At 39.9% G+C, this 14,769-nt stretch carries 15 protein-coding genes and 1 tRNA gene; 10 read left to right on the top strand and 6 right to left on the bottom strand.

The window, feature by feature from the left end; genetic code table 11:
• The first annotated feature begins 11 nt into the window (after positions 1-11).
• Positions 12-84: transfer RNA gene (locus tag KXQ82_RS11825), tRNA-Gly, on the top strand.
• A 5-nt stretch (positions 85-89) separates the two neighbouring features.
• Here the strand turns inward: KXQ82_RS11825 and KXQ82_RS11820 are convergent.
• Together KXQ82_RS11820 and nadB are read right to left on the bottom strand one after the other, a co-directional pair.
• Positions 90-647: a hypothetical protein gene (locus KXQ82_RS11820; protein ID WP_219488585.1), complete on the bottom strand. Its 558-nt coding sequence runs from the start codon at positions 645-647 to the stop codon at positions 90-92.
• Positions 647-2,242: an L-aspartate oxidase gene (gene nadB / locus KXQ82_RS11815; protein ID WP_219488584.1), complete on the bottom strand. Its 1,596-nt coding sequence runs from the start codon at positions 2,240-2,242 to the stop codon at positions 647-649. Before nadB ends, KXQ82_RS11820 begins: the two co-directional genes overlap by 1 nt.
• 410 nt (positions 2,243-2,652) lie before the next feature.
• On the opposite strand from nadB, the gene nadA reads away from it, so the two are divergent.
• The 3 genes from nadA (at position 2,653) to KXQ82_RS11800 (ending at position 5,712) form a co-directional block, all read left to right on the top strand.
• Entirely contained in the window at positions 2,653-3,645 is a 993-nt protein-coding gene (gene nadA / locus KXQ82_RS11810) for a quinolinate synthase NadA (RefSeq protein ID WP_219488583.1), read from the top strand.
• A 103-nt stretch (positions 3,646-3,748) separates the two neighbouring features.
• On the top strand, positions 3,749-4,789 hold the full coding sequence (thiL, locus tag KXQ82_RS11805; protein WP_219488582.1) for a thiamine-phosphate kinase: 1,041 nt from the start codon (positions 3,749-3,751) through the stop codon (positions 4,787-4,789).
• A gap of 59 nt (positions 4,790-4,848) precedes the next feature.
• On the top strand, positions 4,849-5,712 hold the full coding sequence (locus KXQ82_RS11800) for a hypothetical protein (protein WP_219488581.1): 864 nt from the start codon (positions 4,849-4,851) through the stop codon (positions 5,710-5,712).
• Here the strand turns inward: KXQ82_RS11800 and KXQ82_RS11795 are convergent.
• The 4 genes from KXQ82_RS11795 to KXQ82_RS11780 form a co-directional block, all read right to left on the bottom strand.
• A complete protein-coding gene (locus KXQ82_RS11795) occupies positions 5,709-7,043 on the bottom strand; it encodes a DNA recombination protein RmuC (RefSeq protein WP_219488580.1) in 1,335 nt (444 codons plus the stop codon). The two genes, KXQ82_RS11800 and KXQ82_RS11795, sit on opposite strands and share 4 nt — an antisense overlap.
• Before the next feature lie 97 nt (positions 7,044-7,140).
• Positions 7,141-7,626 (bottom strand): gliding motility lipoprotein GldH, encoded by a 486-nt coding sequence (locus KXQ82_RS11790; protein ID WP_219488579.1) that lies wholly within the window; start codon positions 7,624-7,626, stop codon positions 7,141-7,143.
• A gap of 1 nt (position 7,627) precedes the next feature.
• A complete protein-coding gene (locus KXQ82_RS11785; RefSeq protein WP_219488578.1) occupies positions 7,628-9,031 on the bottom strand; it encodes a PSP1 domain-containing protein in 1,404 nt (467 codons plus the stop codon).
• 3 nt (positions 9,032-9,034) lie between these two features.
• A complete protein-coding gene (locus KXQ82_RS11780; RefSeq protein WP_219488577.1) occupies positions 9,035-10,180 on the bottom strand; it encodes a DNA polymerase III subunit in 1,146 nt (381 codons plus the stop codon).
• A 147-nt stretch (positions 10,181-10,327) separates the two neighbouring features.
• On the opposite strand from KXQ82_RS11780, the gene ruvX reads away from it, so the two are divergent.
• The 6 genes from ruvX to KXQ82_RS11750 all read left to right on the top strand — a co-directional run bounded on the left by ruvX (position 10,328) and on the right by KXQ82_RS11750 (position 14,765).
• Positions 10,328-10,747, top strand: coding sequence for a Holliday junction resolvase RuvX (gene ruvX, locus KXQ82_RS11775; RefSeq protein WP_219488576.1), 420 nt, complete (start codon positions 10,328-10,330; stop codon positions 10,745-10,747).
• A 27-nt stretch (positions 10,748-10,774) separates the two neighbouring features.
• Entirely contained in the window at positions 10,775-11,416 is a 642-nt protein-coding gene (locus KXQ82_RS11770; protein ID WP_219488575.1) for an O-methyltransferase, read from the top strand.
• 3 nt (positions 11,417-11,419) lie between these two features.
• Positions 11,420-11,953, top strand: a complete 534-nt coding sequence (locus KXQ82_RS11765) for a glucosaminidase domain-containing protein (protein WP_219488574.1) — start codon at positions 11,420-11,422, stop codon at positions 11,951-11,953.
• A 64-nt stretch (positions 11,954-12,017) separates the two neighbouring features.
• The gene (locus KXQ82_RS11760; RefSeq protein ID WP_219488573.1) at positions 12,018-12,890 is read left to right on the top strand and encodes a glucosaminidase domain-containing protein; all 873 of its coding nucleotides are present in this window, start codon (positions 12,018-12,020) and stop codon (positions 12,888-12,890) included.
• Between the two features lie 62 nt (positions 12,891-12,952).
• Positions 12,953-13,693 carry a peptidase associated/transthyretin-like domain-containing protein gene (locus KXQ82_RS11755; protein ID WP_219488572.1) on the top strand — a complete coding sequence of 247 codons (741 nt, stop codon included), beginning with the start codon at positions 12,953-12,955 and terminating at the stop codon, positions 13,691-13,693.
• 67 nt (positions 13,694-13,760) lie between these two features.
• Positions 13,761-14,765: a DUF3078 domain-containing protein gene (locus KXQ82_RS11750; protein ID WP_219488571.1), complete on the top strand. Its 1,005-nt coding sequence runs from the start codon at positions 13,761-13,763 to the stop codon at positions 14,763-14,765.
• Positions 14,766-14,769: the final 4 nt, after the last annotated feature.

The raw sequence follows: 14,769 nt of genomic DNA, 5'->3' as shown, positions 1-14,769 counted from the left end.
ACTCAATAAACGCGGGAATAGCTCAGTTGGTAGAGCATCAGTTTCCCAAACTGAAGGCCGCGGGTTCGAATCCCGTTTCCCGCTCTTATTTAATCCCTAATAAACTCTCCAGATCTTATTTCGCCCTTCAATTTATTAATAGCAGCCTTCGCCTCATCAGGATAATCTTCAAACATTAAAACCGTATCATTAAACTCATTGGGAGTAAGCTTTTTAAATCTATCGTAATAGAATTTTTCCAGCTTTTCTTTTTTATCTTTTCGCTCTCCGTCAGAGCCATAAATCAAATCGAAAATACTTCGCCTGTTAATAACCATAAAAAGCAAAAGAAGTAAAAAGGACAAGGGATCAAAGCTAATGCTTCCTGCATGGAAAGAAGAATGAGAGCTATATGTAGCATTACCAATTGTGTAAGTAAACGTGACTACTCCGGCAATAGCAAACACTATCAAAAAAAATAAAAGATACTGCCCAAATGTTGACCTGAAAAAAACCAAGCGAACTGAAAAAATAAATAACAAAACTATCAATAGATCATTTACTGTTAAAAATGCCAAGTCAGAAATATCATAATAAAACATCACAACCATCAGTAAAGACAGCAGTACCAGCAATGTACTATCTAACTTGTTATATATTTTCTTCATTACTTTAGCACCGTATCTTCTACCTTTTCAGCGTGTTCCGGATAATCTGTAGTATAATGCAAGCCCCTGCTCTCTTTACGGAGCATGGCCGATTTGATGACAATGTAAGATACCTGTATCAAATTACGTAACTCGCAAAGTTTTACTGATAATTTGGTCTTTTTATAGAACTCCTCTGTTTCTTCGTATAATAATCCTAAACGGCGCATGGCTCTTTCCAACCTAAAATCAGATCGTACAATACCCACATAATCGCTCATTACCTTTTGCATTTCGCGCACATTGTGTGTTACCAAAATATCCTCGTTTGATAACTGTACGCCCTTTTCATCCCAATCAGGGATACCTGTCGGGATATTGTTATTTTCGAAATTCTTGATCGCATCTTCATAAATACGGTGCGCAAATACTAATGCTTCCAACAATGAATTGGAAGCCAAACGGTTAGCGCCATGTAAACCTGTTGACGAGGTTTCGCCACAAGCATATAACCTTAATATTGACGATTTACCCTGTTCATCAACCATTACACCACCGCACATATAATGGCAGGCAGGTGCAACAGGTATCATATCTTTGGTCATATCCAAACCAATTTCCAAACACTTAGCATATATGTTTGGGAAGTGTGACAATATATCTTTCTTGCTACGGTGACGTATATCAAGGTAAACAAAATCATCTCCCGATCTTTTCATTTCATTGTCAATGGCACGGGCAACAATATCCCGTGGGGCTAATGAACCACGTTCGTCATACTCTTGCATAAACTCTTCGCCATTACGACGTTTCAATACCCCACCAAAACCACGCACAGCCTCTGATATTAAAAAAGACGGATACTCACCCGGATTATATAAAGCCGTTGGATGGAATTGAATAAACTCCATATTACGTACCCTGCCTTTAGCCCGGTAAACCATGGCCACACCATCACCGGTAGCTATGGTAGGATTAGTTGTAATGGAATAAATATGCCCGGCACCACCCGAAGCTAATACAGTAACCTTAGCTAATATCTTATCTACAGTTTTACGTTCTGTATCAAAAGCATAAATACCGTAACAAGTAATATCATCAGATGATTTATCTACAAAATCCCCAAGATGATGCTGCGTGATCAGATCCACCGCGAAATAATGCGTCAATATTTCTATGTTAGGGTTTTGATGTATCTGTTCTAATAAAGCGCGTTCAATTTCAAAACCGGTTATATCTTTATAATGCAATACGCGAAACTCAGAATGACCACCCTCTTTAGCCAGATCAAAAAGGCCCTGATTGGTTTTATCAAAATTGGTTCCGTAGTCAATAATTTCCTGTATACGCTCCGGCCCTTCTTTCACCACTATCTCTACAATTTCTTTATCACATAAACCATCACCGGCAATTAAGGTGTCTTTTATATGTTTTTCAAAAGAGTCGTCTTTTTTATCCACAACTACTGCAACCCCGCCCTGGGCATACTTAGTGTTAGATTCGTCTTCGTTAGATTTAGTAACTATCAGTACTTTACCATGTTTTGCTGCTTTAAGCGCAAAACTTAAACCTGCAATTCCCGAACCTATTACCAGGAAATCAACATCTCTGTTCATGTATTATCAATAAAGTGTAGAAAAATGTATAGTGTGTTAATAAGCACCCATAAAGATGTTAATTTTGCGTCTGTAAAAAATCAATAAATAAAAAAATAGTTAACAACTTACAATTACCTTACTCAAAAGCTAAACTTGTCATTAAATTGTCAGCCCATTTTCATGGGTAATTAACAATTTGTCCCACTCAAAACAATTAACATAAAAGATGGTGATAAGTTATTTACCCAAACTAAATACTTCAGTAAATCAGTTAGATAAAGTAAAAATTATATCAATTTAATGTTAATAAATTATTAAAACTTACTTTATCAAACTTTTGTTGGACCACTTTTAAACACTACCAACACACTAACAAGTAATAGTTTTATTTTATATAAAAAGTAATTGTAATTATTAGAACGTGGAGAATGGATACATTTGAAGAAATAAAACGAGAAGTATTCGTGGAAGAAGAAATTGATCCGACGCTTGATCTGTTTGAAGAAATAGAGCGGCTGAAAAAAGAAAAGAATGCTGTTATACTGGCCCATTACTACCAGGACGGCGACATACAGGATATTGCCGATTATATTGGCGATAGTTTAGGATTATCGCAACAGGCTGCAAAAACCGATGCCGACATTATTGTGTTTGCAGGTGTGCATTTTATGGCCGAAACAGCCAAGATACTTTCGCCAAATAAAAAAGTTTTATTGCCCGACCTGAAAGCCGGCTGTTCATTAGCCGACAGTTGCCCACCGCATTTGTTTAAAAAGTTTAAAGAGCAGTACCCCGATCATTTGGTAATTACCTACGTGAATTGCACTGCCGAACTGAAAGCCTTAAGCGATATTGTTTGTACATCGAGCAATGCGATAGGTATTGTGGAAAGTTTACCTAAAGATCAAAAGATAATCTTTGGCCCCGATAAAAACCTTGGGGCTTATGTGGCTAAAAAAACCGGTCGCGAGTTGGTGTTGTGGAATGGTGCCTGTATGGTGCACGAGATATTTTCGAGAGAGAAGATCACCAAACTAAAAGAACGTTACCCAAATGCTAAATTACTGGCACACCCTGAGTGTGAGGATGTTATTTTGGAAATGGCCGATTATATAGGATCGACCACAGGGTTGTTAAATTATAGTTCGAAAAACGAAGCAAATGAATTTATTGTAGCTACAGAATCTGGCATATTACACCAGATGCAAAAGGAAAACCCGGGTAAAACATTTATACCTGCACCTCCAAATAACAATTGCGCTTGTAATGATTGCCCGCACATGAAGCGAAATACTTTAGAAAAACTATACCTCTGCTTAAAAAATGAAACGCCGGAAATATTTGTACCTGGGCATATTATTGAAAGAGCAGTAAAACCAATAGAAAGAATGTTGGAGATATCAGCTTCGCTGGGATTATGATTTTGCTGATTTGTCAGCAAAATTATCCATCGATAAAGTTTAAAATATAAGAGCTGCTATAAAAATAAGCGGCATCAACGTAATAAAATTAATAAACTGTAAAATGTTTGATAATAAAGGAACAACAGAAATAGCGCAATTAGGAGAATTTGGTTTGATAGACCATCTCATTAAAAATATTGAATTAAGCCAGCCAAGTACAATTAAAGGTGCAGGTGATGATGCCGCTGTTTTAGATTTTAAGGATAAAAAGGTGTTGGTAAGTACGGATATGCTACTGGAGGGTATCCATTTTGATTTGGCTTATACTCCCTTAAAACATTTGGGTTATAAAGCCATCCAGGTTAACCTGAGTGACATTTATGCCATGAATGGGATGGCTACACAGGTTACTGTATCCTTGGGTTTTTCGAGTAAGTTTCCGTTAGAAGCTGTTGAAGAATTGTATGGAGGCATGTTATTAGCATGTGCTAAATATAAAATAGACCTGATAGGTGGCGATACATCATCATCAAAACAGGGTTTGGTAATTAGTGTAACCAGTATTGGCTATGCTGATGAAAACGAAATTGTTTATCGTAACACAGCCCAGGAGGGTGATCTGATTTGTGTATCCGGAGATTTGGGAGGCGCTTATATGGGCTTACAACTATTGGAGCGCGAAAAACAGATATTTTTAGAAAACCCTAATATTCAGCCCGATCTGGAAGGTAAAGATTATATTGTTGAAAGGCAGTTAAAGCCTGAAGCACGCAGGGATATTATAGAAATACTAAAAGAATTAAAAATTAAGCCGTCAGCTATGATCGATGTATCGGATGGTTTGGCGTCGGAGGTATTGCACATTTGTAAACAAAGCAATAAAGGCTGTAACCTTTATGAAGAAAAAATCCCGCTCGACCCGATGACTTATGATACAGCGCGCGAATTTAACCTTGATCCTACCATTTGTGCATTAAGCGGCGGTGAAGATTATGAATTATTGTTCACCATAAAACAAGCCGATTATGATACGATAAAGCATAATGCCGATATCAGTATCATTGGCCACATTACAGAAGCTTCGGCAGGTTGTAATTTGGTTTCAAAATCCGGAGTGGTGCATGAGTTAAAAGCTCAGGGTTGGAATGCTTTTAAAGCTTAATACACCTTTTTTTAAATTATAGATATTAGTAAGAATACCCATAATTAACATACCATATTATGAAAAAACTCCCGGTTATTTTTTGCTTATTGATTTTTATTACTGTACAAGTAAAAGCACAAAAAGAGATGCTTTTTAAAATGCAATATTTACCTAATCACAATTATTCATCAACCACAAAAATGGATATGAATATGCAAATGGATATTAGCGGTGATACGGCTAGTGTAAATAAAATGAAAGCATCCGGTCAAAGGGTGCCCATGATCATGCAAATACAAAGCACATCTAAATTGGATACAAAAACAGGAAACCTGAGTTCAAATAATGATATTCCGTTGGTTATGAGCGTTACACCATTATCAACAAAAATTACAATGAATGGTAAGGAAACTAATGTGCCTGTGCTAAACAATTCTAAAAAGTTTTATGCTAAGTACACTAAAGAAAATAAACTGGAAATAGATTCGGTATCAGGGATAAAAGTAAATGACAGTGTTAAAAACGTTGTAATGAAAATGGTGAAGAACATGCAGGCTAATATAGTTTTCCCGGATAAGGCAATGAAAGTTGGCGATACTTTTCTTCAAACTATACCGATAGATATGCCTGTTGCAGGAATGAATTTGAAACTGTTGGGAAAAACAACGTATAAATTAATTGACATTGAAGCAAACAAGGCTTACTTTGATGTAAACATGGTAATAACTATGGATATGACCGGCAAAGGAATGATGATGGATATTACAGGCGGTGGAGAAGGAAAAATGATATTCGATATGGTAAACAGTTATCCAAGCATTGTACATAACAGCATGAAAATGATTTACTCAATGCAAATGCCGCAAAGTAAAAAAATGAAAATGGATGGAAAAATGAATATGCTGATGGATATGCAAACAACTGTCACAGCAGTAAATTAATCAACACCATTCATATATTTCTGATCTATTTGCTTATCTGCCTTAGCGCCTAATTTTTTTACCTTATCGGCAGTAACTAACAAATTGCCCCGCCCGGTAGATAGTTTATTAATCGCTTTATCATAACTATCCTGTGTGGAGCGGATACTTTTGCCGATACCTTCCATATCAACAATAAAACCGGCAAATTTATCATACATCTCGCCGCTTAAGCGGGCAATTTCTAATACGTTCCGGTTTTGGCGTTCTTGTTTCCATATACTGGCAATAGTGCGTAATGTTGCCAATAATGTTGATGGGCTAACTATAACTACGCGCTTATCCCAGGCATAATTAAACAATTCGGCATCCAATTGTACAGCTATGCTAAACGAGGACTCTATAGGCACAAATAACAAAACAAAATCGGGCGATGTGATCTGGTAAAGATCCTGGTACCGTTTGCCTGATAGTGATGTGATATGCGCACGTATAGATTCGATGTGCGCCTTTGCAAATAATTTACGGTCTTCTTCCGTGTCGCAATTTACAAGCCGCTCATAAGCCACCAATGACACCTTAGAATCGACTACCAAATGTTTATCGTCGGGCAGGTCTATAATAACATCAGGCTGATATCGGGCGCCTTCGGCGCTATTAAGGCTCGCTTGAATCCGATATTCCCTGTCGCGGATCAAACCGGAGCTTTCCAATACGCGTTCTAAAATTACCTCGCCCCAATTACCTTGCTTTTTGCTATCTCCTTTAAGAGCTTTTGTGAGGTTATGTGCTTCATCACTGATCTGTTTGTTCAGGTCCATCAGTTGCGTTATCACACCCTTTAAAATATTGCGCTCTTCGGCCTCCATTTTGTACACCTTATCAACTTTATCTTCAAAATCTTTCAACTTATCTTTAAATGGATTTAGTATCACATCCATGTGGGCGCGGTTATGCTCGGTAAATTTTTGCGATTTTTCGTCGAGCAGCTTATTGGCAATGTTTTCGAACTCGATTTTGAAATTTTTTTGCGCTTCGCGCATAAAGGCTTCCTGTTCAGTCAGCCTATCGCGATAAGCTTTTGCTGATTCCTCTGTTTTTGCAACCAGGTTTTTTTCGAGTATCAATTCCTGGTTCAAGCGGGCAAGGCCAGCCTCTAAACGCAGACGCTCATTTTGTAAATGTTGCGCGATGTTGTCGCGTTCAATTGCGAGCGACAGGGCGCGCTCTTCAGCACGGGCTAACTTAATATTCAGTTCCTCGCCCAATTTTCCGGAGGATGGTCGTTTTAAAAATAAAAAGATCGCGATGATAAGTATAGCTACTGAAACGCATAAAATAACAATATCCATAATGATAAAATTTTTAGCAAAACAAATGTAGTGCTTTTAGCAATAACTAAAAATTTTATGATAATAGAATAAAAAATGATGAGAATTGGTTAAGGGGTTATTCCGCCTTTTCTACCCGTAAACCCACATCACTTACCTCTCGCAGCGGGTTATCGCGCATGTTTTGTTCTATCACAAAATGGTAAATACCCTTTGCGGGGAATTTATAATGCAGCCGCGATGGCATTTGGTAATTATATAAATTACCCGAACCCTGGCCAAGCCATTCGCCATCGGGGTTTGCTAAAGTGTATTCCTGGCGTATGTTTTTTACCTGCCTGTCGGGACCTATTTGGTGTATCAGCACAAACAGGTTTGAGTATTTATAATCGGGCGTTATACGCAGGTTTAAGTAAACATTATAAAAAACCGAAGGGTCATCTATCTTAACGTCTATCTTAACTTTATCTACGTATGACCAGTTGAGATCAGTTACCTCAACATTATGATCAATAATGGTGTTTTTATCAGCATTCATACAGGCGTTTAATAGCAACGTTAAGGTTGTTGCTATTAAAACCATATAAATTTTTGAAACCCGCATACTATTCTGTTTTTGGTGCGCTGTTATTGTTTGGATTGCCGTTAGCCCCATTGTTGCCCCTGTTTTTATGCCTGTTTTTGTTGCGGCGTTTATTAGGGTTTGCATTTGGCGCGGCCGTTACCCCTTCAGCAGGTTTAGCGGCGTCAATTGGGATACCTTTAGGCGCATTTGGATTGCCTTGTGGCCTGTTGCCCTGGCGTTGCGGTTGTTGATTAGCCTGTGGCCTGTTTTCGCCCTGTTGTGGTTTATTATTATTGCGGTTGCGATCCCGGTCTCTGTCGCGGTTTTGGTTGTTATTCCTGTTTTTGTTGCGGTTGCGGTCGTCCAGTCGGGTAAGACTATCCTGTCCAACAACATTTTCGTAATCCAGTACCTTTGCAGCCTTGGTTTCAGGCTCTTTTAACTCGCCCAGATCGGCAGGAATAATACCCTCTTTATTTTGTTTTTGAATTTCTTTAACACGGTCTATCTCAACAGGTACCCAGTTATCGTCTTTAGGGTAGCTAAACCACATTATCTTTTTAAAGATGTCGGTTTTTTGCAAACGGGCATCTCCTTTTTCGGTTTTCAAGTAGTTTACGTTATCAGGGATGTGTTTTAAAGCATCCATGTAAGTATCCAACTCATAGTTTAAACAGCACTTTAACTTACCGCATTGGCCGGCAAGTTTCAGGGTGTTTAGGCTCAGGTTTTGGTAACGTGCCGCAGCGGTAGAAACCGTTTTAAAATCGGTTAACCAGGTTGAGCAGCACAGCTCGCGACCGCAGGAACCTATCCCGCCAAGACGGCTGGCTTCCTGCCTCATGCCTATCTGGCGCATCTCGATACGGATACGGAAAGCCTCGGCCATTTTTTTGATCAGCTCGCGAAAATCAACGCGGCCTTCGGCCGTATAATAAAATGTGGCCTTGGTTTTATCGCCCTGATAATCCACATCACTTATCTTCATTTGCAGGCCAAGCTCTAAAGCCAGCGTGCGCGATTTGTGCATGGCTTCCCATTCCAGGTCTTTAGCAGCTTTCCACTTATCTACATCGGCAGGAGTAGCTTTGCGGTATATTTTTTTGGCAACATCGCCTTCGTTAACATGGCGCTTTACCATTTGCATGCGCACCAGTTCGCCTGTTATGGATACATGGCCAACATCAAAACCACCGGTGGCAGTTTCAACAGCAACCAGTTCACCTAACTCTAAATAAAGGTTATCGGCGTTAATAAAAAACTCCTTCCTCGATCCCTTGAATTTTACTTCAACGACCTGGAAAGGCTTATAATTTGTTGGCTTATCCATATTGGAAAGCCAATCGTAAACATCTAATTTACTGCAGCCGTTAGTAAGGCAAGATCCATTACTTTTACAGCCTGCAGGCGCGCATCCGCCTGTTGAGCAACTTCCACATCCCATAATTTAACCCGGTATATATTGATTCCCTTTCGGGATTATTTTAAAATTTAGTACGCTAACAATTTGTAAAGATACATCTAAAAATAAAATTTTAGGGTTTGCATTTCTTTCCACATGATAATGAGCTTTTTCGAGGATATTACCAATGGCTTCGGCCATAGGCAGGTTCATCACTTTAGTCATTTTTTGAGCGGTATCCAACTCTGTTGCTGGCAGGTGAACCAGGCTGCCGGCACCTGCCAGTATCATGCAGCATTCGCGGATATAGCTGATACCGTAACGCATAAAATTCTTTTGGTTTTCGCGGCCAAGTTTAGCCAGGGTCTCCGTAAAATCCATAATAGTAGCCCCTTTATTTGAATAACACATGCGCAGCCAGTTTACAAACATATCATGGTAGCTGCTGTCGTTTTCGCCAAGCATGGCTAAGGCTTCGGTTAAATTGCCGTTGCTTAAAAAAGCGATCTCGCTTGCCGCGTGTTCTGTTTGATGATGCTCCGCCATAAGGTATTCTTTTATCACATCATCTTTTACGCAAGGTATTTTTATCAGCTGCGTTCGTGATAAAATGGTGTTCAGTATCTGGTCCTGGTTTTGTGCCACCAGCAGGAATAAGGTATTGGGCTGCGGCTCTTCAATAATTTTGAGCAGCGCGTTCCCTTCTTTATCTAAATATTCGGGCAACCACAAAATGATGATCTTGTATGCCGATTCGAATGGTTTTAAGCTCAGTTTTTTTATGATCTGGTGGCATTCGGCAATGTTAATATTCGCCTGCTTGTTTTCGGCCTGCAGGTAACCGCGCCATATATCCAGGCTCAAATATGGATTGGCCAAAAAAGCCTCGCGCCATTCTTCGATATAGTTTAATGAAGTTTCATCACTTTTTTTGGCGAAGAACGGGTACGAAAAATGCAGATCGGGGTGTACCAGTTTTTGGTATTTACGGCATGATGAACAAATACCGCATGAATCATCGGATAATTTATCCTCGCAACTCAGGTATTGAGCATAAGCCACAGCCAATGCCAGGCTACCCGAACCTTCGGGGCCTAAAAATAATTGCGCGTGACTAACCCGGTTATCTTTTACCGTATTGATGAGCCTTTGCTTTATCTCATCCTGCCCTACTATCGTACTAAATTGCATTTGGTGCAAAATAGTAAAATACATTTGAGTATTGAGATATGGGATGTGAGATTTTGCATTCAGATTAGATTTGATAGAAAAAGTGAAGTCGGTGTTTATACTTAACTTTGTGGAGGTCTAATATCTCACATCTAATATCTCACATCTATGCCTCGCATCATGGCTTTCGATTATGGCACCAAACGTATCGGTATTGCCGTTACCGATCCGCTGCAGATTATTGCCAACGGGCTCGATACCGTGCACCCGAAAGATATTGTGGAGTACCTTAAAAAATATATGGACACTAACCCGGTAGAACGTTTTGTAGTTGGCGAACCTAAACAAATGGACGGCACTGCATCCCAATCGGCACTGCATGTGCGTGGCTTTGTCACTATCCTGAAAAAGAATTTTCCGGATATACCCATCGAGATGCTGGATGAGCGCTTTACTTCAAAAATGGCATCGGCGGTTATCGCGCAAAGCGGGATGGGCAAAAAAGCCAGGCAGAATAAGGAGTTGGTGGATACGATATCGGCAACGATAATACTGCAGTCTTGGCTTGAAAAAGGCTCATTTAGGTAAAATGATAATGTTCCGTATTTTTGCAGGATGGAAATACTCCCGGAAATACTCCAGCAATACCTCGACACCCACACCGACCCTGAGCCAGAGCTGCTAAAAGTTATCAACAGGGAAACGTACCTTAAAGTGCTTAAACCACACATGCTTTCGGGCCATTACCAGGGGCGGCTGCTGAGCATGTTGAGTAAACTGATGCAACCTAAATGCATATTAGAAATAGGGACATACACGGGATACGCTACGATTTGCCTTGCCGAAGGGCTTGTTGAAGGCGGCGAATTACACACCATTGAGGTAAACCTGGAGATGGAAGAAATGCTCCGAAAAAGTTTTCAACAATATGAGCGCGGGAATTTGGTTTATCCACATTTTGGCGACGCGCAGCAGATTTTATTGGAATTATCCGGCAAGATTTACGATCTTGCGTTCATTGACGCAGACAAAAAGAACAATTTAACTTATTTTAAGTTGATTCTTGACCAGGTCAAGCCTGGTGGTTTAATTATAGTTGACAATGTGTTGTGGAAAGGAAAAGTATACGATACGGCAGCAAATGATGCCGATACCCGACTGATCCGCGACTTTAATGATGCGATCAATACTGATACAAGGGTCGAGAAATTGATTCTCCCGGTGCGGGACGGTATTATGATCATCAGAAAAAAGTAAATTATGAAGAAAATCTTACTGGTTGCATTTTTGCTCATCTCTGTTGGTGCCTCCGCACAAACAAAATCGCAAAGCTACATTGAGAAATTTAAGGACGATGCTGTACGCATTATGCACCAAACCGGTGTGCCTGCAAGTATTATTCTGGCTATAGCCATGCATGAGTCGGCAAGTGGCTGCAGCGCCATCGCCCAAAACCTGAATAACCAATTTGGTATGAAAGGTTACGGAACCACAACTTACAAAAAACGAAAAAAAACCATTACCTCATCATACCGCAAATACGATTCGCCAACGGATTCGTTTAATGATTTTGCACGTATCATGACGGAGAAGCCCAAATTTATTGGTTTATCTGACCAGTTTACGCATTATGATTATTTAGGATGGGCACACGGTATTCAAAAAGCAGGTTATGCCAGCAGCCGCAAATGGGCCTCGCAAGTGTTGGGTATGATAAAAAAATACAACCTTAACATGTTCGATGAAAACCCGGACGATAAATCGACCATTTTAGCATCGGCCGACAGTAAATAATTTACTCAGTAGTTTTAATGCTTAATTGTGTAGTTTTACTTGCGTAAAATTTCAAACCTTTTTTATGCGTAAACTTGCCCTTGGCTTATTTTTAGTTACAGCTCTCTCATCGTGCCTTACACACAAAAAAGCAACTACTTCCAAACCGGCTTCGCATGGTTCATCACCGGGTATCTCAAATAAAGATGCGCGCCGTAATAATGAAGAGGTACAAAAAACGGTAACAAAAAATGGAGTTACGTATGTTACCTACACCTCCGATTCATACATCCAGCGCTTTAAAACCATAGCGATACAAGAAATGAATACCTATGGTATACCTGCAAGCATTACATTGGCGCAGGGCCTGTTTGAATCGGGCAATGGCAATAGTGAACTGGCCCGGGTAGCCAACAACCACTTTGGTGTAAAATGCAGCAGCAACTGGACAGGTAAGAGCTATTATAAGAATGATGACATGGTGAATGATTGCTTTCGTGTTTACAGCAACCCCGAAGACTCCTATCGCGATCACTCCAATTTCCTGAAAAAGAAGAACTACGCGGCACTGTTCGAGTTGGATAAAAACGATTACAAAGGCTGGGCCAATGGTTTGAAAAAGGCGGGATACGCCACTAACCCCAATTATCCCAACCTGCTTATTAACATCATCGAAAAATACCACCTTGATCAATATGATCGCCCGGAAGGAAGCGAAGCGCAAAAAACAAAACGTGAAGACAAAGTTTTTGCCCAGATCACCACTAATATGGGTAAGGACATTAAAGACTCGATAGTGAATGTTACCCCGGTTAACAAATTGTACACGGTTAAGCAAGGCGATACACTCTATAACATTTCAAAACGTTTTGGGTTAACCGTTGATGAGTTGAAAGCATTGAACCGCATGGGCGATAACAACATTAAGCTGGGCCAGCAGTTGGTAATAGCAAAGTAATGTTGTTAATTTTTGTTAAAAGGTATAACAATAAGAAACAGATAGGTTAGTTTTAGTGCGTAATGAAGGTTTGCCTGATCTTGTTGTTGTGGATAATCCAAATTTCGCTTGCCCTGGCCCAGGAAAAGCAGTTTGATGGTATTGTGTTTGATAAAGAAACCAAAGAGCGTATAGCCAAGGTAAACATATTGAACCTTAACTCGAACGCGAATAATTACGATAACCTAAAGGCGGAGTTTAAGATCAGTGCCAAAACGGGTGATGTATTGATTTTTTCGAAAACGGGATACATTAACGATACTGTAAAACTGGGAGCAGAAACCTCCATAGCTGTTTATATGAAACGGAAAAGCATACAACTTAAAGAGGTTTCTATTAATGATAACGCCGATCCACAAAAGCGGTACGAAGCAGCCAAACGCGAATACAATAAAGTTTACGGCACATTAGCCAACCGCGATCTGCTAAGCATTGGTAATGGTGGTGCAGGTTTAAGTATTGATGGTTTGTATAATATACTAAGCTTTAGGGGGCGGAATGCCGCACGGTTGCGCGAAACTATTGAAAGGGACTATCATGAAAACACGATTGACGCCCGGTTTAACCATCAGTTTGTAGCAAATATTACCGAGCTTAAAGAACCTGAACTATCTGATTTTATGCTCAAATACCGCCCGAGTTACTATGCCGTTACTAACTACAGCGATTATGAGTTTATTAAATATACAAGGAATAGTTTTGTACGATATAAACGTAACCCCAAAGCTTTTGCATTGCCACCTTTAGTAAGGCAGCCGGAATAGGGTAAAATAAACATAACGTTTAAAACTCCGGATTTACATTTAGAGAAATTTTGTCTTAATTTGCCAAATGTCAAGGTTGGGCGCATATTTATCGGTTTTTGCTTCGCTGTTTGTATTTGGAACCGTTGCGGCGCAAAAAGCCGATTCTGCTAAAATTGATACCAACCTGCTGAACAAATACCGGGTAGACCCGCCCAAAAATGCGCTGCCCATACGTAGCAGGCCCATAGCGCTACATCCCGAATTGATACCGGTTTCGCCTTTGGGTTATGAGGTAAGTTACTGGCGCAAATATTTTACGCTGGGGATAAACCTTAACCAATCTGCCTTTAGCGATAACTGGAGCGGTGGTGGCGTTAACTCATTTGCCTTGGGGACGAATTTTGATTTTAAAGCAGAATATAACCAAAAGCCTTTAAGCTTTACTACCGAATTAATACTCATATACGGCATATCAAAAAATAAAGGTCAGGTATCGCGCAAAACCAACGATCGTATTTTTTTTGATAATAAGCTGGCTACACAGCTATCTAAAAAATGGTATTTCTTTGGTTCGTTAAGTTTTGAATCACAATTTGCGGTGGGGTACCAATATAGCACCGATTCAAAAGGCAATATAAATGCTGCCCAGATCTCTAAATTTATGGCACCCGGTTATTTTACCGAATCGATAGGTTTTGAATATAAGCCGGTAAAGTATATTGATATCAGGATAGGTACAGGTACAGCACGCCAAACATTTGTATTAGATACCACCATTTACCATAACATACCGGGCAATTACGGCGTAACGCCAGGCAACAGGTTTAAAAATGACCTGGCTTTCCAGGTGGTATCAACCATTAATAAAGATGTTGCCCAAAATATGAATTTGCAGGCGCGTTATGCCTTATTTATTCCATACAACAACTTTAGCCGTATTACCCATAGGCTTGATGCCACTTTGGCTGCCCGTGTAAACCGCCTGATAAACGTTACCCTGAGCGGCACGTTGCTTTATGATATTACTACCAATCAAAGCGTGCAGGCATCGCAAGGCCTGGCCTTGGGCATGGTTTATAAATTCCCGTAAAAGG

It is taken from the genome of Mucilaginibacter rivuli (assembly GCF_019391655.1).
GTDB classification, from domain to species: Bacteria; Bacteroidota; Bacteroidia; order Sphingobacteriales; family Sphingobacteriaceae; genus Mucilaginibacter; species Mucilaginibacter rivuli.
This window is presented reverse-complemented; position numbering and strand designations above follow the sequence as displayed.

Bases quoted from the DNA above. Each gene is read 5' to 3' on its own strand.
- KXQ82_RS11765 (WP_219488574.1), top strand. From the start codon at position 11,420: ATGAAGAAAATCTTACTGGTTGCATTTTTGCTCATCTCTGTTGGTGCC.
- KXQ82_RS11760 (WP_219488573.1), top strand. From the start codon at position 12,018: ATGCGTAAACTTGCCCTTGGCTTATTTTTAGTTACAGCTCTCTCATCG.
- ruvX (WP_219488576.1), top strand. From the start codon at position 10,328: ATGCCTCGCATCATGGCTTTCGATTATGGCACCAAACGTATCGGTATT.
- KXQ82_RS11780 (WP_219488577.1), bottom strand. From the start codon at position 10,180: ATGCAATTTAGTACGATAGTAGGGCAGGATGAGATAAAGCAAAGGCTC.
- KXQ82_RS11820 (WP_219488585.1), bottom strand. From the start codon at position 647: ATGAAGAAAATATATAACAAGTTAGATAGTACATTGCTGGTACTGCTG.
- KXQ82_RS11755 (WP_219488572.1), top strand. From the start codon at position 12,953: ATGAAGGTTTGCCTGATCTTGTTGTTGTGGATAATCCAAATTTCGCTT.
- thiL (WP_219488582.1), top strand. From the start codon at position 3,749: ATGTTTGATAATAAAGGAACAACAGAAATAGCGCAATTAGGAGAATTT.
- KXQ82_RS11790 (WP_219488579.1), bottom strand. From the start codon at position 7,626: ATGCGGGTTTCAAAAATTTATATGGTTTTAATAGCAACAACCTTAACG.
- KXQ82_RS11795 (WP_219488580.1), bottom strand. From the start codon at position 7,043: ATGGATATTGTTATTTTATGCGTTTCAGTAGCTATACTTATCATCGCG.
- nadB (WP_219488584.1), bottom strand. From the start codon at position 2,242: ATGAACAGAGATGTTGATTTCCTGGTAATAGGTTCGGGAATTGCAGGT.
- KXQ82_RS11800 (WP_219488581.1), top strand. From the start codon at position 4,849: ATGAAAAAACTCCCGGTTATTTTTTGCTTATTGATTTTTATTACTGTA.
- nadA (WP_219488583.1), top strand. From the start codon at position 2,653: ATGGATACATTTGAAGAAATAAAACGAGAAGTATTCGTGGAAGAAGAA.
- KXQ82_RS11750 (WP_219488571.1), top strand. From the start codon at position 13,761: ATGTCAAGGTTGGGCGCATATTTATCGGTTTTTGCTTCGCTGTTTGTA.
- KXQ82_RS11785 (WP_219488578.1), bottom strand. From the start codon at position 9,031: ATGGGATGTGGAAGTTGCTCAACAGGCGGATGCGCGCCTGCAGGCTGT.
- KXQ82_RS11770 (WP_219488575.1), top strand. From the start codon at position 10,775: ATGGAAATACTCCCGGAAATACTCCAGCAATACCTCGACACCCACACC.